The 18,363-nt window shown below is 57.9% G+C and carries 25 protein-coding genes; 10 read left to right on the top strand and 15 right to left on the bottom strand.

Annotation, left to right across the window (positions count from 1 at the left end):
* Positions 1-19 precede the first annotated feature (19 nt).
* Positions 20-2,047 (top strand): AAA domain-containing protein, encoded by a 2,028-nt coding sequence (locus L63ED372_RS10250; RefSeq protein ID WP_231624478.1) that lies wholly within the window; start codon positions 20-22, stop codon positions 2,045-2,047.
* Here L63ED372_RS10250 and L63ED372_RS10245 read toward each other — a convergent pair.
* Together L63ED372_RS10245 and L63ED372_RS16215 are read right to left on the bottom strand one after the other, a co-directional pair.
* A complete protein-coding gene (locus L63ED372_RS10245) occupies positions 2,044-2,268 on the bottom strand; it encodes a BrnA antitoxin family protein (protein ID WP_062405854.1) in 225 nt (74 codons plus the stop codon). The genes L63ED372_RS10250 and L63ED372_RS10245 overlap by 4 nt on opposite strands.
* 1 nt (position 2,269) lies before the next feature.
* Positions 2,270-2,551: a BrnT family toxin gene (locus L63ED372_RS16215; protein ID WP_082431788.1), complete on the bottom strand. Its 282-nt coding sequence runs from the start codon at positions 2,549-2,551 to the stop codon at positions 2,270-2,272.
* A 34-nt stretch (positions 2,552-2,585) separates the two neighbouring features.
* Between L63ED372_RS16215 and L63ED372_RS10235 the strand changes: the two genes are divergently transcribed.
* Genes L63ED372_RS10235 through L63ED372_RS16695 form a run of 3 tightly spaced genes read left to right on the top strand, consistent with a single transcriptional unit; the run spans position 2,586 to position 4,220 of the window.
* Complete coding sequence (locus tag L63ED372_RS10235) at positions 2,586-2,768, top strand: AAA domain-containing protein (protein ID WP_062405850.1); 183 nt, start codon at positions 2,586-2,588, stop codon at positions 2,766-2,768.
* A 57-nt stretch (positions 2,769-2,825) separates the two neighbouring features.
* The gene (locus L63ED372_RS10230; RefSeq protein ID WP_062405848.1) at positions 2,826-4,013 is read left to right on the top strand and encodes a Fic family protein; all 1,188 of its coding nucleotides are present in this window, start codon (positions 2,826-2,828) and stop codon (positions 4,011-4,013) included.
* A 30-nt stretch (positions 4,014-4,043) separates the two neighbouring features.
* Positions 4,044-4,220 (top strand): AAA domain-containing protein, encoded by a 177-nt coding sequence (locus L63ED372_RS16695; protein WP_082431672.1) that lies wholly within the window; start codon positions 4,044-4,046, stop codon positions 4,218-4,220.
* Here L63ED372_RS16695 and L63ED372_RS10225 read toward each other — a convergent pair.
* From L63ED372_RS10225 to L63ED372_RS10215, 3 genes are read right to left on the bottom strand one after another with little or no spacing between them, the layout of a single operon-like run.
* The gene (locus L63ED372_RS10225) at positions 4,163-4,375 is read right to left on the bottom strand and encodes a hypothetical protein (RefSeq protein ID WP_062405845.1); all 213 of its coding nucleotides are present in this window, start codon (positions 4,373-4,375) and stop codon (positions 4,163-4,165) included. The genes L63ED372_RS16695 and L63ED372_RS10225 overlap by 58 nt on opposite strands.
* Entirely contained in the window at positions 4,372-4,779 is a 408-nt protein-coding gene (locus L63ED372_RS10220) for a type II toxin-antitoxin system VapC family toxin (RefSeq protein WP_062405844.1), read from the bottom strand. Before L63ED372_RS10220 ends, L63ED372_RS10225 begins: the two co-directional genes overlap by 4 nt.
* Positions 4,776-5,117 (bottom strand): antitoxin, encoded by a 342-nt coding sequence (locus L63ED372_RS10215; protein WP_062405842.1) that lies wholly within the window; start codon positions 5,115-5,117, stop codon positions 4,776-4,778. Before L63ED372_RS10215 ends, L63ED372_RS10220 begins: the two co-directional genes overlap by 4 nt.
* A gap of 105 nt (positions 5,118-5,222) precedes the next feature.
* On the opposite strand from L63ED372_RS10215, the gene L63ED372_RS16690 reads away from it, so the two are divergent.
* A complete protein-coding gene (locus tag L63ED372_RS16690) occupies positions 5,223-5,315 on the top strand; it encodes a hypothetical protein (protein WP_082431671.1) in 93 nt (30 codons plus the stop codon).
* Between the two features lie 185 nt (positions 5,316-5,500).
* Positions 5,501-5,815 (top strand): hypothetical protein, encoded by a 315-nt coding sequence (locus L63ED372_RS10210; protein WP_062405840.1) that lies wholly within the window; start codon positions 5,501-5,503, stop codon positions 5,813-5,815.
* Positions 5,816-5,836: 21 nt separating this feature from the next.
* Here the strand turns inward: L63ED372_RS10210 and L63ED372_RS10205 are convergent, their stop codons facing one another.
* The gene (locus tag L63ED372_RS10205) at positions 5,837-6,697 is read right to left on the bottom strand and encodes a baeRF3 domain-containing protein (RefSeq protein ID WP_197275259.1); all 861 of its coding nucleotides are present in this window, start codon (positions 6,695-6,697) and stop codon (positions 5,837-5,839) included.
* Positions 6,612-6,914: a hypothetical protein gene (locus tag L63ED372_RS16530; RefSeq protein WP_231624477.1), complete on the bottom strand. Its 303-nt coding sequence runs from the start codon at positions 6,912-6,914 to the stop codon at positions 6,612-6,614. Before L63ED372_RS16530 ends, L63ED372_RS10205 begins: the two co-directional genes overlap by 86 nt.
* Before the next feature lie 119 nt (positions 6,915-7,033).
* On the opposite strand from L63ED372_RS16530, the gene L63ED372_RS16525 reads away from it, so the two are divergent.
* Together L63ED372_RS16525 and L63ED372_RS10195 are read left to right on the top strand one after the other, a co-directional pair.
* A complete protein-coding gene (locus L63ED372_RS16525; protein ID WP_062405838.1) occupies positions 7,034-7,225 on the top strand; it encodes a hypothetical protein in 192 nt (63 codons plus the stop codon).
* Positions 7,226-7,261: 36 nt separating this feature from the next.
* A complete protein-coding gene (locus L63ED372_RS10195) occupies positions 7,262-7,522 on the top strand; it encodes a C-terminal helicase domain-containing protein (protein ID WP_062405837.1) in 261 nt (86 codons plus the stop codon).
* Between the two features lie 89 nt (positions 7,523-7,611).
* On the opposite strand, the gene L63ED372_RS10190 is transcribed toward L63ED372_RS10195, so the two are convergent.
* From L63ED372_RS10190 to L63ED372_RS10160, 6 genes are all read right to left on the bottom strand, one after another.
* Positions 7,612-8,625, bottom strand: coding sequence for a PIN domain-containing protein (locus L63ED372_RS10190; RefSeq protein ID WP_062405836.1), 1,014 nt, complete (start codon positions 8,623-8,625; stop codon positions 7,612-7,614).
* Between the two features lie 403 nt (positions 8,626-9,028).
* On the bottom strand, positions 9,029-10,816 hold the full coding sequence (locus L63ED372_RS10185) for a hypothetical protein (RefSeq protein WP_156343612.1): 1,788 nt from the start codon (positions 10,814-10,816) through the stop codon (positions 9,029-9,031).
* Complete coding sequence (locus tag L63ED372_RS10175; RefSeq protein WP_062405833.1) at positions 10,813-13,608, bottom strand: DNA methyltransferase; 2,796 nt, start codon at positions 13,606-13,608, stop codon at positions 10,813-10,815. The genes L63ED372_RS10185 and L63ED372_RS10175 overlap by 4 nt, the downstream gene beginning before the upstream one ends.
* Before the next feature lie 120 nt (positions 13,609-13,728).
* Positions 13,729-14,004: a HigA family addiction module antitoxin gene (locus L63ED372_RS10170; protein WP_062405832.1), complete on the bottom strand. Its 276-nt coding sequence runs from the start codon at positions 14,002-14,004 to the stop codon at positions 13,729-13,731.
* Positions 14,005-14,011: 7 nt separating this feature from the next.
* On the bottom strand, positions 14,012-14,290 hold the full coding sequence (locus tag L63ED372_RS10165; protein ID WP_062405831.1) for a type II toxin-antitoxin system RelE/ParE family toxin: 279 nt from the start codon (positions 14,288-14,290) through the stop codon (positions 14,012-14,014).
* Between the two features lie 108 nt (positions 14,291-14,398).
* Positions 14,399-15,451 (bottom strand): histone deacetylase family protein, encoded by a 1,053-nt coding sequence (locus L63ED372_RS10160; protein WP_062405829.1) that lies wholly within the window; start codon positions 15,449-15,451, stop codon positions 14,399-14,401.
* 121 nt (positions 15,452-15,572) lie between these two features.
* On the opposite strand from L63ED372_RS10160, the gene L63ED372_RS10155 reads away from it, so the two are divergent.
* Both L63ED372_RS10155 and L63ED372_RS10150 read left to right on the top strand, forming a co-directional pair.
* Positions 15,573-15,830, top strand: coding sequence for a type II toxin-antitoxin system Phd/YefM family antitoxin (locus tag L63ED372_RS10155; protein ID WP_062405827.1), 258 nt, complete (start codon positions 15,573-15,575; stop codon positions 15,828-15,830).
* Positions 15,827-16,243, top strand: a complete 417-nt coding sequence (locus L63ED372_RS10150) for a type II toxin-antitoxin system VapC family toxin (protein ID WP_062405825.1) — start codon at positions 15,827-15,829, stop codon at positions 16,241-16,243. The genes L63ED372_RS10155 and L63ED372_RS10150 overlap by 4 nt, the downstream gene beginning before the upstream one ends.
* 35 nt (positions 16,244-16,278) lie before the next feature.
* Here the strand turns inward: L63ED372_RS10150 and L63ED372_RS10145 are convergent, their stop codons facing one another.
* Together L63ED372_RS10145 and dinB are read right to left on the bottom strand one after the other, a co-directional pair.
* Positions 16,279-17,121, bottom strand: coding sequence for an enoyl-CoA hydratase-related protein (locus L63ED372_RS10145; RefSeq protein ID WP_062407929.1), 843 nt, complete (start codon positions 17,119-17,121; stop codon positions 16,279-16,281).
* A complete protein-coding gene (gene dinB, locus L63ED372_RS10140; RefSeq protein WP_231624609.1) occupies positions 17,087-18,334 on the bottom strand; it encodes a DNA polymerase IV in 1,248 nt (415 codons plus the stop codon). Before dinB ends, L63ED372_RS10145 begins: the two co-directional genes overlap by 35 nt.
* Positions 18,335-18,363: the final 29 nt, after the last annotated feature.

Below are 18,363 nucleotides of genomic sequence, written 5' to 3'. Positions count from 1 at the left end.
CCTTTTCCCCTTTTCCCCTTTGCGTTCCCTTTTGGCCGACCAAGACCCCACCCCCACTGCACATCTTTCTGTTGAACGTGAACTTCGCCATGTGCGTGCCCTCATGCAGCTGGAGCAACAGGAAGACCAGGCGCAGTTCAAGCTCAAGAACGCCAGTGCCAGCATCAAAGAGCGGCGTCGGCGTGGCCTGACTTGGTACCCCGTCACCATCACCCAAGAAGACATCGGTTTTGGCGGCAAGGTGTTGCTGGAGCTGGAGCGGCCTGCGCATCGGCAAGACCTGCATTTGTTTCAGGTGGGGGCGGCGGCGGCGCTGTTCAGCGGTGCGCCCGGCTACTCGGGGCCAGACCGGCCCGTGGTGAGCGGCGTGGTGACCCGCGTGCGGCGCAACAAGCTGCTGTTGGCCACCACCAAAGAAGCTCTGCCCGACTGGGTGCGGGACGGCAGCAGCCTCGACGGAAGCACATTGGGCATTGACCTGACGTTTGACGAGGTCAGCTACCGCGAGATGAACCAGGCCCTGAGCGCGGTCATGGCCGCCCACGGCAACCGCTTGGCCGAACTGCGCGACGTGCTGCTGGGTGCCCGGCAGGCAACTTTTCGCGAGCCCCAAGCCGACGACCTGTTGTACCCCAGTGCCCTTAACGACTCGCAACTGGCCGCTGTGCGCCATGTGGTCACGGCGCAAGACGTGGCCATCATCCACGGCCCGCCCGGCACGGGCAAAACCACCACGCTGGTGCAAGCCATTTTGGAAACCATCCGGCGCGAGCGGCGCGTGCTGGTGTGCGCCCCCTCGAACACCGCCGTGGACCTGCTGACCGAAAAGCTGGCCGAGCGCGGTGTGAATGTGATCCGCCTGGGCAACCCCAGCCGCGTGTCGGATCTGCTGCTCAAACACACGCTGGACGCTGGGGTGATGGCCCACGCCAGCTACGCCAAGATGCACGCCATGCGCCAAACCGCCGAGCAGCACCGAGTGGCCGCCAGCGAACGCGTGCGCAACTTTGGCTTTGAGGAGCGAGAGCGCCGCCAATGGCTGCGCGAAGAAGCCCGCACGCTGCGGCAAGCCGCCGACGACTTGGAACGCTTCATGACCGAGGACGTGCTCGAGTCGGTGCAGGTCATCACCTGCACGCTGGTGGGCGCCAGCCACCGCCACATTCGCCACCTGGGCTTTGAGACCGTCTTCATTGACGAAGCCGCCCAGGCCTTGGAGCCGGGTTGCTGGATTCCCATTGCCAAGGGCCAGCGCCTGGTGTTGGCGGGCGACCACCACCAGCTGCCGCCCACCGTCAAAAGCGAAAAAGCCGCCCGCGAAGGCCTGCGCGAAACCCTGTTTGAAAAGTGCATCCAGCGCCAACCGGGCACGGCCCGCATGCTGAAGGTGCAATACCGCATGCACGCGCACATCATGGGCTTCAGCTCCGAGAAGTTTTATGGCGGCCAACTGGTGGCGCACCCCAGCGTGCGCGACGCTGACCTGGCCGCTTACGACCCGCGCTTTGATGACCCACGTTTTTCGCACGACCTGCCTGTGGAATTCATCGACACGGCGGGCTGCGGCTATCAAGAACTGGCCATTCCTGAGAGCCGTTCAACCGCCAACCCCGAAGAAGCCCACTTGCTGCTGGAGCGCTTGGCGCAACTGTTGGTGCTGGGGGAGCCCACTGCAGCAGACCAGCGCCCGCTGACCATAGGCGTGATTGCGCCGTACCGCGCCCAAATCAACTATTTGAAAGACGCCATCGAAGACAGCGCCATGCTGAACGACTTGTTGCTGCAACGCAGGCTCAGCGTGGGCACCGTCGATTCGTTTCAGGGCCAAGAGCGCGACATCATTGCCATCACCTTGACGCGCAGCAACGCCCAAGGTGAGATCGGCTTTCTGTCTGACATCCGCCGCATGAACGTGGGCATGACCCGCGCACGGCGCAAGCTGCTGCTGGTGGGCGATTCGTCCACGCTTGGCAGGCATCCGTTTTTTGGGGAATTGTTGGCTTATGTGAAGGGGGTGGGGGGGTATCGCAAGGCTTTGGGTGTTTAAGCCAGCTTAGGCCAGTTGATTTGTACTTTGCGGTTATTGGCCAAGCAGTCGCGTAAATACAAGTTGATGAGGCTTTGATAGGGAACCCCCGCGTCATCTGCCATGCTTTTGAAATAAACAACAACGTCTTCTGACAGACGCATCGTCACAGGCTTCTTGAGCTTGGATGCATAGGGATTTTTTCGAGCTTTGAGCTTGGAGAGGTCGTATTCGGCTTTCATGTCAGATGCCTCGATAAAAAGCGCTTTCGCGCTTGGTTGCCTTGCGAGCAGAGATGATTCGGATGATTTCCCCACCTTCACGTTCACAGTGACAGACGATGAGCAGTTTGGAATGAACACTCATGCCCAACATGAGAAAGCGTTCTTCATCGACCGAGTGATCTTCGTCGAAGAATTGAACAGCGAATTCATCATAGAAAACGGTCTGCGCTTCTTCGAATGAAACCTGATGCTTTTTCAGGTTTGCACTTGCCTTGCTTGGGTGCCATTCAAACCTGATCATACGTACATTGTATGTAAACAATCTGCTTGGTCAAGTGAGACGTTTCACACTCACCGTCGATTCGTTTCAGGGCCAAGAGCGAGGCATCTCTGCCATCACCTTGACGCGCAGCAACCCCCAAGGCGAGATCGGCTTCCTGTCCGACATCCGCCGCATGAACGTGGGCATGACCCGCGCACGGCGCAAACAGCAGTTAGGTAGACTGAATGGATATTGACACCGCACACGATACGATTTTCATTCCATTCAAATCATATATTGATATGATTAAGCCATGAAATCATATCAACGTTGGATTTGGCAGCTACCAGAGTGGCCAGCTTTGGCGTTCGACGCGCAGCGAATCCAGGCGGCATTGGCGGCCGCAAGAACATCCCAAGGAATTCTTCTTGGCAAAGCGGAGGCGATTGGCCTGGAAGCGCTTCAGCCCCACATCCGCGACTCGCTGACGCAAGAGGCATTGACCACCTCTGCGATTGAAGGCGAAAAGCTGGACCCTGAAAGTGTTCGCTCCTCCGTGGCCCGGCGCTTGGGCCTCGACACCTCTGGGGCCCCCGTGCGCGAAGGCAGGCGCAACATCGAGGGACTGATCGATGTGTTGCAAGACGCCACCCTCAACACCGACGCACCCTTGACGCTGGAGCGGCTGTGCAGTTGGCACGGGGCGCTTTTCCCTACGGGTTTTTCGGGCATGCAGCGCATCGATGTGGGCGCTCTGCGTTCTGTGCCCATGGAAATCGTCAGTGGGGCCGTGGGCCACAGCAAGGTGCATTACCCCGCGCCACCCGCTGAAGGTCTGGCCGTGCAGATGGACGCTTTTTTGAATTGGTTCAAGCAAACCCAGCCCAAAGTCGGGCCGCAGCCCATGGACGGCTTGGTGCGTGCCGCTGTCGCGCACCTGTGGTTCGAGACGCTGCACCCGTTTGACGATGGCAACGGGCGCCTAGGCCGAGCCATCTTGCAACTGGCACTGGGCCAAGACATGGGCCAGCCTGGGCGAATCGTGACGCTGTCGCGACAAATCGAGTCGTGCAAAGACCAGTACTACCTCGAGCTAGAGCGGGCACAACGCGCCAAAAGCATGGACGTGACGGCATGGGTCGAATGGATGCTGGCGCAAGTTACGCTGGCCAACAAATTCGCCAATAGCACCATCGATTCGTCCATTCAACGCATTCGGTTTCAGGCTCAAATGTCATCGGTCTCTCTCAATGAGCGACAGCAAAAAACCATGAAGAAGCTGCTGGATGCTGGCCCCAAAGGCTACGAAGGCGGCATGACCACGCGCAAGCACGAGCGGATTGCACAAACCACCACACCCACCGCAGCCCGAGACCTCATCGATCTGGAAAGGCTTGGGCTGCTCACCCGATACGGTGACGGCCGTTCGACACGGTATTACCCTGCGATAGAAGGCTGGGCCGAGGACGATGCCAAATTGGGAAAAGCCAGTGGGACTTGAGGCGCAAGACGCACAAACACCCAAGCTGAGATCGGCTTCCTGTCCAACATCCGCCGCATGAACGTGGGCATGACCCGCGCACGGCGCAAGCTGCTGGTGGGCGATTCGTCCACGCTGTGCAGGCATTCGTTTTTTGGGGAGTTGTTGGCTTATGTGAAGGGAGTGGGGGGCTTTCGCACGGCGAATGAGGTGGCCATTGAGGCCTGATCTTGCTGCGATTCGTCTACGCTGCTCTTGCTCAAGGCCAGCGTCACTTTCACACCATCTTCCTTGAACGCCAGCTCGGCAGGCGACGGCAGAAAATCCGCGACCACCTCTACATCGCCCATGGGCTCATCCGTGTAAACGATCTTCTTTTTCACGTCATCCAGTCCTCAATTTTCAAACCTGGCACCCGCTTGAAGTGCCGTGTGTTGTGGGTCACCAAGGGCAGGCCCAGCGCCAATGCGTGCGCGGCGATTTGGGTGTCCATGTCGCCAATGGGTTGCCCGGTTTGTTGCAGGTGGGCGGCAATTTCTCCATAGCGGTCTGCGGCCTCCAGCGTCCATGGCAAAACGGGCAACTCATTGAGCAGCAAATCAATGGTTCGGCGGCGTTTGTCTTCGGGTTGAAGCAGGGCCTGCCCAAAGCGAGTTTCGGCGCGGGTGATGGCGGAGATGGCGATCTCCTGCTTTTTGAGCGCCGCCAACATGCGCGTTTGCAGCGCTGCAGAGCTGTTGCGTGCAAAGTAGCCCAAGATGTTGGTGTCCACCAAAAACTTGATCACTTGCGGACCTTGGTTTTGGCGGCGCTTTTAGCAGAGGCTTTTGCGGAGGCTTTGGGGGCTGTTGGCATATCCCAGTCCGCAAACGGATTTTTGGGTGGCTTGTTTTTCCGACTGGCATCCGACAAAAAGTCGTTGGGCAATGGGTTGTCCGCAATGGCAGCCATCAGCGCATCCAGCCGACGCTGGCGCAATGTCTCCGTGTCCTTGGGCTTGAGCGTGATCTCTCCCGTCACTTCGTTGCGGGCAATCCACATTTCATCGACATCCACGCGAAATGCCTTGGGCAAGCGAATCGCCTGGCTGTGGCCGTTGGTAAAAACTTTGGCGGTAGCGAGCATGGCACCTTCCTTGGAATGTATCTATGAAAACGTACCTACTTTATCACCAGATGAGTCATTCAGTCAAAGTGAGCCGAGGTCAGCTTCCCGCCTGACACCCGCCGCATGAACGTGGGCATGACCCGTGCACGGCGCAAGCTGCTGCTGGTGGGCGACTCGTCCACGCTTTGCAGGCATCCGTTTTTTGGGGAGTTGTAGGCTTATGTGAAGGGCGTGGGGCTACCGCACGGCGCATGAGATGGCTTAAATTGGTTACCGTTTGTGCGCTGTTTTCCGTCAGGGGCCGTCAGTGTCAACTCGTGACAAAACGTCACAGGTAGAACCGAACGTTACCAGCCACAATTCAGGACTAACATGCCGCCCTGAACGGCAAGGAGAGCATCTTGGAAATCACCCTCATCCGCACAGAAAAAGATCACCGCGCAGCATTGCGCGTGGTGTCATCGCTTGTGGACCAAGACCCATCGTCTGACTCACCCGAAGGTGTACGCCTGGATGTGCTCTCAAGCTTGATTGAGGCCTATGAGCAAAAGCACCATGCGATTGATTCGCCAGACAAAGGAGGAGTTGACGTGAAAAGCTTGAAAGACGTGAAAGCCCAACTGTTGGCCAACCCCGCCGTTCGCCAAGCCTATGACGCACAAGCACCCGAGTTTGAGCTGGCCCGTGAACTGATTGGAAAACCCATCCAAGAATGACAGGGATGGAGCGTGGCGGCTTCAGTGGCGATAACTCGCCGCAACACCCGTGGTTGTGGGCATGCGTTCGGCCGCCAGAACATGCACTTGGCCGCCTAATTTCTCAACCAAAGTGCCCAGGTCGTCCAACACATCGTCGACCCTGGGGTAGCCGAGTTCGGAATAGTCGATGCGGCCCGTTGTGCCATCGATGCGCCCGGCGACCAGGCGACCGGCTTCGATCAACAAAGTGCTCACGCGCCCGGCTGTCGCCGCATGCGCCACATCGGCCAGGTCGTCGCTGCCCAGCCCCTTCGCTTTGGCTGCGGTGTAATCGTCGCACCAAGCGCTTTGCTGGGCCTGTTGTGCCGGGGCGGCCACGGCCCAGGCGCGTTGCTGCAACTCGGTGGGGCTCAGGCTTTCGGGGTTGATGTGCAGGCCTTGCTTCATCAGCCGCGGGTTGTGGCTGATGGCCTGAAACAGGTGGTGGTGTTCAGGCAAAGCTGCCAGCATCAGGGGCAAGCCCGAAACGTCGGAGTGGTGCGCCTGCACCGCCCGATCCACCGCCCGGAAAAAGCGCTCCACCTCGCTGTCCATGCCGTCTTTCTTGCCGCCTTGCCCGTGGTGCATGGCCGAATGGCCAGCGCCCAGGCCACCGTACGATGACACCGAGCTGTGCGCCGTTTGTTGGCGATCGCTGCTCGTGTCGCTTGAAGAGCGCGGGACCTCTGACGCCAAGCTCAAAGCCTCCAGGCTGTCGCGGTTGCCCTCGAACAGTTGCACCTTGTTCAAGCTCAAAGCCAAGACTTGGTAACGCTCAACCGATTGCAAAAATTGCCGCAAAGGTTGGGTGTGAAAGCTGTCGGCCACCACCGCCAAGTCGGCCACCGGTCTGGGCAACACGTAGATGCGGAAAAAAATCAGTCGCCCCCATCACCACCAGCCCGTTGAGCGTGTGCTCCCAAAAGGCGTGGTCGTTTTCCAAGGCCTCAAATGGCGCGATGAGGGCGCGCAGTGCATCGGGCGCTTGGTGGTGCAGGGATGTCTTCAGTGCGCCGACCAGATGGCGAAAACGGACCGGGTCTTGCTGGTTATTGGGGTGACTGCGGTGGGTGCCCATGTACAGAGACAGACAGGGCCGGGCGTGCAACCCAACAAGTTCCTCCAGGCTGGCGCTGGTCAGCTTGAGTGGGGTGTGACGCGCTTGCATGCAAATTCCTTTTTGTTGGCGTTGACACCATGACGGCGGGACTTGGCCCCATGGGCAGTGCGCTGACAGCGCCGCAGAGCGCGGCACCTGGGGCCTGGGCTCTAGCCAAGGTTTGGATGCAGTCTGCGTTGTCGGCCTTGCAAAGTCTGTACTTCAACGAACGGTCTAACGCCATGCCCGTGCTGTGCGCAATCGTGCCGTGGTGCGCATGGAGCCTTTGACGGCTGCATGACCAGCTGCTGCAACGCAGGCTCAGCGTGGGCACCGTCGATTTGTTTCAAGGCCAAGAGTGCGACATCATTGCCATCACCTTGACGCGCAGCAACCCCCAAGGCGAGATCGGCTTCTTGTCCGACATCCGCCGCATGAACGTGGCCATGACCCGCGCACGTCGCAAGCTGCTGCTGGTGGGCGATTCGTCAACGCTTTGCAGACATCCGTTTTTTGGGGAGTTGTTGGCATATGTGAAGGCGGTGGGGGGCTATCGGACTGCGGATGAAGTGGACAGTCTGACTTGAATCCGAGATTGTGATTAAGGAAAGGTATGGTCAAAACGCGTGCAAAAAATCAATAGCGTGTGCACTGAATGGTCGGCCATTCACGCTCATTACCTTCTCGGTAATCTACGAAGTTCAATCTCTGAGCCGTCAACTTCGACCATGCCAACCGAGGCTACAGTCTTCGCTATGGGGTCAATGATGAGCTTCGCCGTACCATTCACAGTGTTGGACTGATAAACCCAATCGCTGTAAGTCTCTGTGTACCCTTCACTCGGATCAATGACTTTTTCCCATTTAAGTTTGTGTTCCGAATCAAATTCAATCTTGAAAAGAACCGTGCATTCATTGTTTCCAAGTCCAACGATTCTTGTATCCGTTATCTGGGGGCTACCAATGGATCGCTCGTCTTCCTCATAGTCATCGTCGTATATATACGTGCTGAATTCATTTATCTGCTCATTGACTACTTCTTCTAGCAACTCCAAGTTGCCAGAGAGAATTTCCCTCAGTTCCACAAGCTTCATCTCGCCAACCAACAATAGTTCTGTGAGTTTCGCAAGAGATTGGAAATAGAGAAGCGACGGATAGTGCTCGCATGCTTTCTTGATGTCTGCGTCTTCAGAAACTACAGCAACGCATATGCCGTGTTTTTCTGCGTAGAGTGAGACTATTTCGATGGCGAATGCATCGGGAAACTCCTTTCTCTTTTTGCCTTCCCCAAATGGTGCCCTTACGGCGTCATACCAAGTCATAACTTTTGGTATCGAAACTCCGTCATAGCCGAGCTTTTCCACCTGAAACTGACTTAGAAATTGGCTCCACTCGGTTTGAGAAATTTGTCCTAACTCCCATTCCGCCAAAGATGTTTGCTTGGGCGGAAAGTGCTTCCATTTGGAGAGAAAAGGTGCTTTGCGTCGCGCATCATCTAGCGCCTTCAATGCATCTGCAGATCTTTCCTTAATCTGCCTTTTTATCTCTCTCAATGTTGGGTCCGGCAATAGAATTTTCAGCTGCGCCGTTTGGGCGACAGGGATGAATGATGTGAGTGCCGCCGACTTGTAGTTGTACTGCTGTCCGGCAAAGACGCTCGTGTCTAGAAATGCTGCTTTTGGAAGTGACATGGCCCGTACTTAATGAAATAGTTAACGTGAAAATTCCCGTAGATAAACACCAAATGCGTGAAGCGCAACTAATTATGGATGGCGTCCGAGACGCATGAACTGGCAGACATATAGGACGCATGCATGCAGCTATGAGGACGCGTCACCGAACCTGGTGACCCGGAGCGGGAGGTAACTTTGCCCTGATTGGCTAGACGGCCGATCTTGTTTTGCCGCGCATTGATTCGACAATCCTCCAATGTGGCTCGAGCGGCTTGCTTTTTCGAGGTGTAGCTGGTGGTGTAATTCCATGAATCAGGTGTGTAACCCTTGAAGGCTGCAACAGCCGTGAGGGCATAGCTAATGCTCACCTTAAGCGCGAGTGCGTTGGTCAAGAACAGGGGTAAGTGCGTGGAAGCCTTGCTTATTTGTCCATCTCACTGCGCCGGGACATGCCCGAGACAATGGCCACAAACAGCAAACTTGCCACCCAGCCGTAAAGAATTTCAAACCAGTTGAGTAATCGGACCCAATGCGCTGGACTGAACGTGAATAACTCGACACAAAAGTGGCGCTCGGGCGTGGGCACCAAGGGCCCCCAGCTTTTCTCTTGTCCCAAATCCACCAAGGGCAGCAAGATGTCGAGCGAATACGCTAATGGGCTTAAGGTGCTGTACTCGGCGGGCAGTGCCTCGCACAGCATCCAGTTGCCCTTTTCTTTATCTGTGCAAGTTGCGTACTTGGCATGTTGGTACACCACTGGGTCTGTCGGTCCAATGGCGTTATAAGGCGGCAAAGACAGGCACCAATAGACTGCAGCACAAAACAGCCATACCACTACCACGCTCATGAACAATCGCATTGGGCGGTAGCCGTAACCAGCCAATGTGCCAAACAGCCAATGCAAGCCGCGCAAGCACTGGCGGCGCACAATCGGGATGATGTTTTGGGCTTTGCTGATGTCGGTAATCTGCCCAATACGGTCGGCCAAGCGCAATTGGTCTTCGAATGCAATACCCACCAATCGGGCGTCTGCTTCGTGCCCCATTTCGCACAAAACTTTTTGCAATTGTTTCCATGGCTGGGGGCGAAAGCCCTGTTTTTTTTTGTCTTCGCCTAGGTCTTCATGACGTTGCTTTTTTAGCCACGCAATGCGATGCGCGGCATCGGTGTGGGCTATGCCAGCTAGGGATTTATAGACCAAGCCATTCAAGATGGAGCCTTTGGCCCACGCTGTGGGTGCATCCTCCAGCACGCCGATTCGAGCGGAGTTGGCGTCTATGCTTACTGGGTCAGCTATGTCACGCAAAAACAAATTGCTTTGAATGGTGGCGGACTGGATTATCAATCCATGTGCTGAAAACTGTCCGCCTGAGCAATCCAGGTTGCCGCCAATCTGGGTGCCGAGAAGCCGGACGGTGCCAGTGGCTCTGAATTGCTTGTTCAGATGGACATTGCCGTTGATGACGGAACGATCAAAACAGAGAGAATGACCATCTTTTTGCTCAAACTGCCCGCCAGAGCATTCCAGGTTCCCGCCAATTTGAGTGCCTAAGAGCCAGACTTCGCCAGTGGCTTTGAATCCCTTGTGCAGAAAGACATAGCCTTTGATAACGGCACCATCGGCCGATAACGCATAGCCAGTTTCTGACGCAAACTGGCCGCCAGAACAATCTAGGTTGCCGCCAATTTGAGCACCGCTCACGCAGACTGTGTCAGAGGACCGGAAACCTCTGCGTAAAAAAACTCCACCATCACATCTCAACCGGTCGGCACTGAGCCCTTTCTGCAAATGACTGCCGGAAAGAAAGAGAAGACCCGCAATGTGCGCATCTATGGCAATGATCGGCTCATCAAACTTGCACTCAGAGAGTGCCATGCGATGCGGTACATGGCAGTTTTCCAGATTAAGTTCGCCTTGAATCCAGGCTCCGAATAGTTGAACGCCTTGTTCGTGAACTGGAGCTTGCTCATCGCCGCCCAACAGTAAAAAACGAAGGAAGCTGGCTCGTACAATTTTGAAGCGGTCAGAGCCATCAGCCGGAACACCATTGCCAATGGTGGCCGCTGCTCCAATTGCGCATTTCTCGAGCAGGATTTTTTCTGCGGGGTGTAAGTTTCCAAAGTCCGCCAAGCTTCGACCGTGGGCGCGTTTCGGGGGGGGCATTGGTATGGGCGTGCTTGGTGAGTTGGGTGTGGCTGGGGTGTTCATGCGGTTGCCATGGTTTGTCGTTTGGCTTTGCCGGGTTTTGCTGCAGGCAGCAAGCTTGTGATGCGTTGGTACAGATCGAACAGGAAGGCCACGCGTTCGGCGTCGGAGGCGTAGGTCTTTTTGCCGCCGCTGGGTTGGTAGGCGGCGTCTACGGCGGTGTCTAGTTTTTGGTGGGTCTTGAGCAGGGCCGGGGGCATGGTCAGCGGGTCGTAGAGGTCGGCCAGTGACGAGCTTGCAAATTGGGCGCGGGCGTCGAGCACGCATTGGGCGGCTTGTTCGATGGCGGTGCGGTGTTTGTCGCTGAGAGGCTCGCCAGCGAAGCCGGGCCAGGGAAAGTTGTTGTAAACAATGGTGTTTGAGTAGCGGAAACGGCTTTCCAGTCTTCCGCAGGTTGAACGCATGAAAGCGTTGTGCATGGCGCTGGTCATGATGCCGAAATGGAAAAGTCCGGCGTCATAAATAACTAGGCACAAATTACTGGCGATCGTTTCACCATTGTCAAATCCAATTGGAACGTAAGTGCGCCGTTCCGATGAAACACTCGGTACTATGAGATAGCTGCCACCTGTGTGTGAGATAAACGCAAACTCTGTTGGAGTTTCAGCCAAGTCGCGCGTTGCGGCTCTACTGCTCTCAAGGCGGAATTTTCTAACTGCATCCAGCCTTGATCTGAGAAATGGTATTTCTCTCAGCAGCTTAGGTGGGCATCCAGTTAGCCAAAGACAGAATCTTTCGCCACCATTGATGAACTCTTCTGCGCCAATGTAAGTCCGAATGAATGGGATGATGTCCGGATGATCTGATTTGAGTTGAGTCGCCTCTTGACTGCTCAAAATGAAATTTCCTCCGTCAATAGGTTGATTACCAAACCGAATCTCTGGTACGGCGCAAATAGGCTTGCTGCGCCGGGGCAGCACTATGTCGGGCGCGTCCACCAAGTAAGGATTGATGTTCTTTGCAGGCACGGCCAAAGGCGTGCCTTTGATGTCTTCGTATTCGAAGATCGTTTTGTCCGAGTTGTCTTTCAATCCAAAGCCAACGATTACGCAATGCACGGCTGCTTTGCCTCTGGCTTCATTGCTCCAGTTGAACGTACGATGGGCAAATTGGATGCGAATCCTTTGGCTCAACATCCAGCCCCACAAGACGCCAACTTGCTCGCCTTGGGTGATGCTGTTGGTGGACACAAATGCACTGCGACACGCAGGTGCGCCATGCATGTAGCGTGCGGATTTGACGTACCAAGCCGCCACAAAGTCGAGCAGGCCCGCGTTGTCGATGCCTTCAAACACAAGGCGCGTGTCTTCACGTTGCGCATCGTCCATGAACTTGGCACCCACAAACGGCGGATTCCCCAGCACATAACTGCACCGCTCCGCAGGCAGCACCTCGTTCCAGTCCAGCCGCAGCGCGTTGGCGTGGCGTATTTGCGGTGTGCTTTTGAGCGGGATGCGTGCAAAGTACAGGCCAAACTCCACGCTCACGCGCAGGTTCATTTGGTGGTCCACCAGCCACAGGGCCACTTGGGCAATCTGCGCCGGAAACTCTTCGATCTCGATGCCAAAGAATTGGTCCACGTTCACGCCGATCAGGCCATGCACGTCCACCGTCAGCTGGCCTTTGTGGGCGCTCAGCTCGTGGTCGGCCCGCAGCACCTTCAGCTCCAGCTCGCGCAGTTCGCGGTAGCTGATCACCAAAAAATTTCCGCACCCACAGGCCGGGTCAAAAAACGTCAGCTGGCGCAGCTTTTTGTGAAACTCAAACAGCTTGTTGCGGTGGCCTTTCACGCGCTCAAACTCGGCGTGCAGTTCGTCCAGAAACAAGGGCTTGATCAGCTTGAGGATGTTGGCCTCTGAGGTGTAGTGCGCGCCCAGGTTGCGGCGGGCCTTCTCGTCCATGATGCTTTGGAACAGGCTGCCAAAAATCGCCGGGCTGATGGCCGACCAGTCCAGCGCACAGGCGTCCAGCAGGGCCTCGCGCATGGCGGTGCTGAAGTCGGCCATGGGCAGGGTTTCTTCAAACAGGCGGCCGTTGATGTACGCAAACTGGCCCAGCTGTTCGTCGATGTTTTTGCTGCGCTGGCTTTCGTGCGTGTTGAGCACCTGAAACAGTTGCCCCAGGCGCGGCCCCAGGTCCGAGCCGTCGGGCGCGGTGCGCTCTTCGACAAAGTCTCTGAACGATTGCGCGGGCTGAAAAATGCCCGTGTCGTCGGCAAACAAACAAAACAGCAGGCGCACCAGCAGAACCTCGAGCGCGTGGCCGCTGTAGCCGCTGGCTTTCAGGGCGTCGTGCAGGCGGCCCATGCGTTCGGCGGCCTTGATGTTGACCGGGTCTTCCGAACGAATGTCTTGCACCTTGTAGCCCGCCAGCAGGCCAAAGAGCTTGACGTGTTTGTGCAGGTGCTTGAGTTCAAACTCGACCGTTTCGCCCGAGGCTAGGCGCCGCACCCGAAAGCGGGCAAAGTCGCACACCACCACCAGCTGGGGCAGGTCGCGCTCGGACAGGTTGTGCAGGTAGCCAATGGCCTGGTCCACCGCGTCGTCCAGGTTTTTGCCGCGCGACTTGTGCTCCACCAACAGCACGCCGGGCCAAAACAGGTCCACAAAGCCTTGTGCGCCCCCGAGCTTTTTGACGTTCAGCTCAAAGGTGGCAACGCGTTTGTTGGTGATGCCAAAGATTTCAAAGAAATCGATCCAAAAGGGCTTGGCCTGGCTGTCCTCGTTGCAGGCGTCGGCCCAGGTTTTGCTAAAAAGCAATGCTCTGGATTTGATTTCGTTCCAATTAAGACCCATTTGGTGCTCATAAAGTGAGCTGGGATCGTAACTGAAAGTATTCGGATTTTTATAGGTAGTAGCGCTATGGGAGTAACTGAATACTCATTTACCGGCCTGAGGGCCAGGGATTCTTACGGGTCAAGCTGCCAAGCGTTCAATCTTGGGGCGCTTGACCTTGCCCGCTTGATAAAGGTCGTATTGCATCTGCATGCCCGCCCACATTTCGGCGCTGGTGCCGAAGGCTTGCGCAAGCCGATAGGCCATGTCGGCAGAGACGCCTGATGCGCCAGACACCACACGCGAGAGCGTGACACGGTTGACGCCCAGCTTGTAAGCGGCCTCGGTGATGGTGATGTCGCCCAGATATTCCCGAAGGACTTCCCCTGGGTGCGGGGGGTTGTGCATGCGAGTCATGACGGCCTTAGTGATAGTCGAGGTAATCCACAAGCACAGCGTCCGTTCCATCAAACATGAACACCATGCGCCAGTTGCCATTGACGGTGATGGCCCAATGACCTTTTAAGTCGCCCTTGAGGTGATGCAGTCCCCATGCTGGCGCCGAGAGGTCTTCGGGCTTGACCGCTTGATCAAGAGCCGCCAACTGAAGACGCAGCCTTGCAGAGTGCGCAGCCTGAATGCCTGCCTTGCTGCCGGTCTCAAAAAAGCGCTGCGGGCCCTTGTGACGAAATGTCTTGATCATTTGTGTTGCATTGTAGTGTGTAGCGTCTTGCACTACAAGCCGGTCCAACAGGATGTGTGCCACGCCTATTGCCCACGGGGTGGGCTCCTAGCCAAAGCCCGTGACTGTTTACCGTCCAAGGCCTTCCAGCACATTCACCGTGTTCACTCCCACCTCGGCCACGGCGTAGCCGCCTTCAAACGTCAACACCGTGGGCAGCTCCAGTTGTGCGATGGCGCGGCCCAGTTGCAGGTAATTGGCCGAGCGCAACTTGAAGCCCGAGATCGGGTCGCCTTCAAAGGTGTCCAGCCCCAGCGGTACCACCAGCGCTTGCAGGGCAAAGTCAGCCACCGCTTGCATGGCGGTTTGCAGCGTGGTCCACCAGACTTCAAACCCGGTGCCGCGTGGCAGTGGCAGGTTCAGGTTGAAGCCTTCGCCCGCGCCGTGCCCGCGCTCGTCGGCATGGCCTAAAAAGAAGGGGTATTCTGTGCGCGGATCGCCGTGGATTGACGCGGTGAACACATCGCTGCGCTCGTAAAAGATGGTTTGTGTGCCGTTGCCGTGGTGGTAGTCCACATCCAACACAGCCACGCGCTGCAGCCCGCCGTCGCGCAGGGCTTGCGCGGCCACGGCGGCGTTGTTGATGAAGCAATAGCCACCCATGTAGTTGGGGCCTGCATGGTGGCCCGGCGGGCGGGTCAGCGCCATGGCAAAGCGTTCGCCACCCAGCACCGCTTGCGCGGCGGCCAGCGCACAGGCCGCGCCCTCGCTAGCGGCGGCCCAGCTGCCCGCCATCAAGGGCGTGCCCGAGTCAAACGCAAACTGCCCCAGCCGCGCCGCAAAGTTGAGTGGCGGCGCGTCGGTGCGAAAGCCGTGCCGGGCGGCCAGCGGCCAGACCGAGGGCAGGGCGTCGCGCTCGGCATTGGCCGGGTCCAGCGCCACCCAGTCGTGCCAGGCGTGCGCCAAAAATTCCAGATAGTCGGCGCTGTGCACTCGCCGCAAAGCTGCGTCCAGAGGCAGGTCGGCTGCAGGCTGCACCAAGGTGCCGACAGGGCGCTTGTTCAGTTCATCGAGCACATGCTGCAGGCGCTGCGGCACTTCGTGGCAATCGACCAAGCGGCCCCGGAACATTTCCTGGCGGCCAGCGTGCTCGGCGTGGCGGGTGTTGTGGAAGATTTTCATGGGGTTGTGACTTGTTTGGGGTCAAGTGTGCCAGTGCCCAAGAAAGGCAAACCGATGTTTGACTTGACAGGGGTGGAAATTATGAGCAGACTAGGTAGCTGACTAGTTTAAGGGGGCTGAGATGCATACATGGCCAGTACAAGACGCGAAAGCGCGGTTCAGTGAGTTTTTGGATGCGTGCCTTGTCGAGGGGCCTCAAATGGTCACCCGTCGCGGTGCCGAAGCTGCCGTGCTGGTGCCCGTGCAGGAGTGGCGGCGAATGCAGTCGGCAGCTCGCCCCTCGCTCAAGCAACTGCTGCTCTCAGACCAAGCCCGCACCGATTTGATCGTGCTGCCGCGAGGACAAGCCAAACGTCGACCTGTGGAGCCGATGCTGTGACGCAGCGGTATTTGCTGGACACCAACGTGGTGTCTGAGTTGCGCAAGCCGCGCCCGCACGGCAGCGTGGTGGCTTGGCTGGAATCGCTGGATGACGCCCAGCTTTACCTGTCGGCGGTCACTCTGGGCGAAATCCAAGCGGGCATCGAGCTGACGCGTGAACAAGACCCAGCCAAGGCTCAGCAAATTGAAGATTGGTTGGCCTTGGTGGCAGGCGCGTACAACGTCTTGCCCATGGACGCGGCAGCGTTCACGGCTTGGGCGAAGTTGATGCACCGAAAGTCAGACACTTTGTATGAGGACGCCATGATTGCCGCAACAGCTAAGGTGCATGGGCTGACCGTGGCGACGCGGAATGTGGCGGACTTTCAGGCGCTCGGGTTTGAGGTGTTCAATCCGTTTGCCCCTGTGTAATCAGATTCTTTGCATGGGGCTGCTTGGCTAAGCCCTCACCCAAACTCCCGAAACCCCTTGAGCGCTGGCAGCGGCGCGAAGTTGGCTTCGCGTTTTTGTTGCATGGCGCTGATGGCTTCGCGCACGTTGGCGTTGCTCCAGATGGCGCCTTGCAGCCAGCCCATGTGGCGCAGGCTGTCTTCGGTGCTGTGGTCGCGGGCGTAGTGCAGCACTTGCTTGGTGCCCCAGATGGCCACGGGCGGTTTGCTGGCGATTTCTTTGGCCGCTTGCAGGGCGGCGGCCACGGTGGCTTCGTGGGTGGGCAGCACCTCGTTCACCAGGCCGTGGGCCAGCGCCTTGTCGGCACTGAGGCGTCGGCCCGTGTAGGCCAATTCTTTGACGAGCGCCATGGGCAGCAGCTTGGGCAGGCGCTGCAGGGTGCCCACGTCGGCCACCATGCCGATGTTGATTTCTTGGATGCAGAAGAACGCATCGGCCGAGGCGTAGCGCATGCAGCAGGCGGTGACCATGTCCACCGCGCCACCAATGCAGCCGCCGTGAATGGCCGCAATGACCGGGATGCGCAGTTCTTCGAGCAGGGTGAAGGTGTGCTGCATGTCGGTCAGCAGGTCGTACACCGCAGAGCGGCCTTCGGCGCTGGTGTCGTCCATTTGAATAGCGCTGCCGAAGGTTTGCAGGTCCATGCCCGCGCTGAAGTGTTTGCCCGTGCTCGAGATCACCAGCGCCCGGGCGGTGCCTGCTTTGTGGATGTCGGTCAGCACCTCGTGCAGCTCGCGCCAGAAGGTGGGGTGCATGGTGTTCATCGCCTCGGGGCGGTTCATCACCAAATGGGCAACGTAGCCTTCAGTCGTCAAAGAAAAGCAGTTGAGTTTGTCCATGGTCATTCGCTTGGGGTGGTGGGGTGGCAATGGCTTCACTGTAAGACGCCCCGGGGGCAGGCGCTGTCCCCGCCTTGACCAGCGAGCCCACCCGCACGCCCAGTAGCCGAATGCGGCGTGACAGGTCCACGCGTTTGAGGCATTGGCCTGCGATCAGGCGTATTTGCTTGGCATCGGCGGTGTATTCGGTCAGGGTCTGGTCGCGGGTGACTGCCTGGAAGTTGTCGTACCGCAGCTTGATGCCGATGGTTTTGCCTTCGTAGCCTTTGCGCTGCAGGTCGGCTGCCACTTGCTGGCACAGGCGGGTGAAGACGGCTCCGAGTTCTTCGCGGTCGCGAACGGCGTGCAGGTCGCGCTCAAAGGTGGTTTCGCGGCTCATGCTGACGGGTTCGCTCTCGGTTTCCACCGGGCGGTCGTCTCGGCCCCAGGCAGCATCAAACAGCCAGGCGCCGTAGCTTTTGCCAAAGTTTTCCACAAGCCAAGGCAGCTCACGCGCCGCCAAGTCGCCGATGGTGTGGATGCCAAAGCTTTTGAGTTTTTCATCGGCCTTGGGGCCCACGCCGTTGATCTTGCGGCAGGCCAGTGGCCAGATGTGGGTTTGCAGGTCGGCCTCGTGAACGATGGAGATGCCGTTGGGCTTGTTGAACTCGCTGGCCATTTTGGCGATGAGTTTGTTGGGCGCCACGCCCACCGAGCAGGTCAAGCCCGTGGCGTCAAAAATGCTTTTCTGGATCAGCCGCGCCAGCACGCGCCCGCCTTCGCGTTGGCCGCCGGGCACGTCGGTGAAGTCGATGTAGACCTCGTCCACCCCCCGGTCCTGCATGACGGGGGCGATGTCGGTGATGATGCTTTTGAAGGTGCGCGAGAAGTAGCGGTAGCGCTCAAAGTCCACAGGCAGCAGGATGGCCTGCGGGCAGAGCTTGGCGGCCTTCATCAGCCCCATGGCCGAGCCGATGCCGAACTGCCGCGCCGCATAGGTGGCGGTGGTGATCACGCCGCGCCCGGTGTAGCCCTCGATGCGCGGGAAAAAATCGACCGGAATCCTGTCCAGTCGCTCGGCAAACGTCTCTTCGGTCCACTCGCCGTCGGGGTAGGCCGCTTGCAGCTTGGCCAGCAGGTCGTCTTCTTTGCGGCGGCCGCCGCCAATGACCACGGGCAAGCCCTTGAGCTGCGGGTAGCGCAGCAATTCGCAGGACGCGTAAAACGCGTCCATGTCGAGGTGGGCAATGCGGCGCACAGGTT

The sequence above is a fragment of the Limnohabitans sp. 63ED37-2 genome, from assembly GCF_001412535.1.
In the GTDB taxonomy this organism is placed as follows: domain Bacteria; phylum Pseudomonadota; class Gammaproteobacteria; order Burkholderiales; family Burkholderiaceae_C; genus Limnohabitans_A.
Note: the sequence above shows the minus strand (reverse complement) of the source record. Positions and strands in the feature narration are given on the sequence as shown.

Bases quoted from the DNA above. Each gene is read 5' to 3' on its own strand.
- dinB (WP_231624609.1), bottom strand. From the start codon at position 18,334: ATGGACGCGTTTTACGCGTCCTGCGAATTGCTGCGCTACCCGCAGCTC.
- L63ED372_RS10190 (WP_062405836.1), bottom strand. From the start codon at position 8,625: ATGTCACTTCCAAAAGCAGCATTTCTAGACACGAGCGTCTTTGCCGGA.
- L63ED372_RS16525 (WP_062405838.1), top strand. From the start codon at position 7,034: ATGACGGCGGGACTTGGCCCCATGGGCAGTGCGCTGACAGCGCCGCAG.
- L63ED372_RS10165 (WP_062405831.1), bottom strand. From the start codon at position 14,290: ATGATCAAGACATTTCGTCACAAGGGCCCGCAGCGCTTTTTTGAGACC.
- L63ED372_RS10215 (WP_062405842.1), bottom strand. From the start codon at position 5,117: ATGCTCGCTACCGCCAAAGTTTTTACCAACGGCCACAGCCAGGCGATT.
- L63ED372_RS10175 (WP_062405833.1), bottom strand. From the start codon at position 13,608: ATGGGTCTTAATTGGAACGAAATCAAATCCAGAGCATTGCTTTTTAGC.
- L63ED372_RS10155 (WP_062405827.1), top strand. From the start codon at position 15,573: ATGCATACATGGCCAGTACAAGACGCGAAAGCGCGGTTCAGTGAGTTT.
- L63ED372_RS10230 (WP_062405848.1), top strand. From the start codon at position 2,826: ATGAAATCATATCAACGTTGGATTTGGCAGCTACCAGAGTGGCCAGCT.
- L63ED372_RS10245 (WP_062405854.1), bottom strand. From the start codon at position 2,268: ATGAAAGCCGAATACGACCTCTCCAAGCTCAAAGCTCGAAAAAATCCC.
- L63ED372_RS10170 (WP_062405832.1), bottom strand. From the start codon at position 14,004: ATGACTCGCATGCACAACCCCCCGCACCCAGGGGAAGTCCTTCGGGAA.
- L63ED372_RS16215 (WP_082431788.1), bottom strand. From the start codon at position 2,551: ATGATCAGGTTTGAATGGCACCCAAGCAAGGCAAGTGCAAACCTGAAA.
- L63ED372_RS10185 (WP_156343612.1), bottom strand. From the start codon at position 10,816: ATGAACACCCCAGCCACACCCAACTCACCAAGCACGCCCATACCAATG.
- L63ED372_RS10160 (WP_062405829.1), bottom strand. From the start codon at position 15,451: ATGAAAATCTTCCACAACACCCGCCACGCCGAGCACGCTGGCCGCCAG.
- L63ED372_RS16530 (WP_231624477.1), bottom strand. From the start codon at position 6,914: ATGGGCACCCACCGCAGTCACCCCAATAACCAGCAAGACCCGGTCCGT.
- L63ED372_RS16690 (WP_082431671.1), top strand. From the start codon at position 5,223: ATGAACGTGGGCATGACCCGTGCACGGCGCAAGCTGCTGCTGGTGGGC.
- L63ED372_RS10145 (WP_062407929.1), bottom strand. From the start codon at position 17,121: ATGGACAAACTCAACTGCTTTTCTTTGACGACTGAAGGCTACGTTGCC.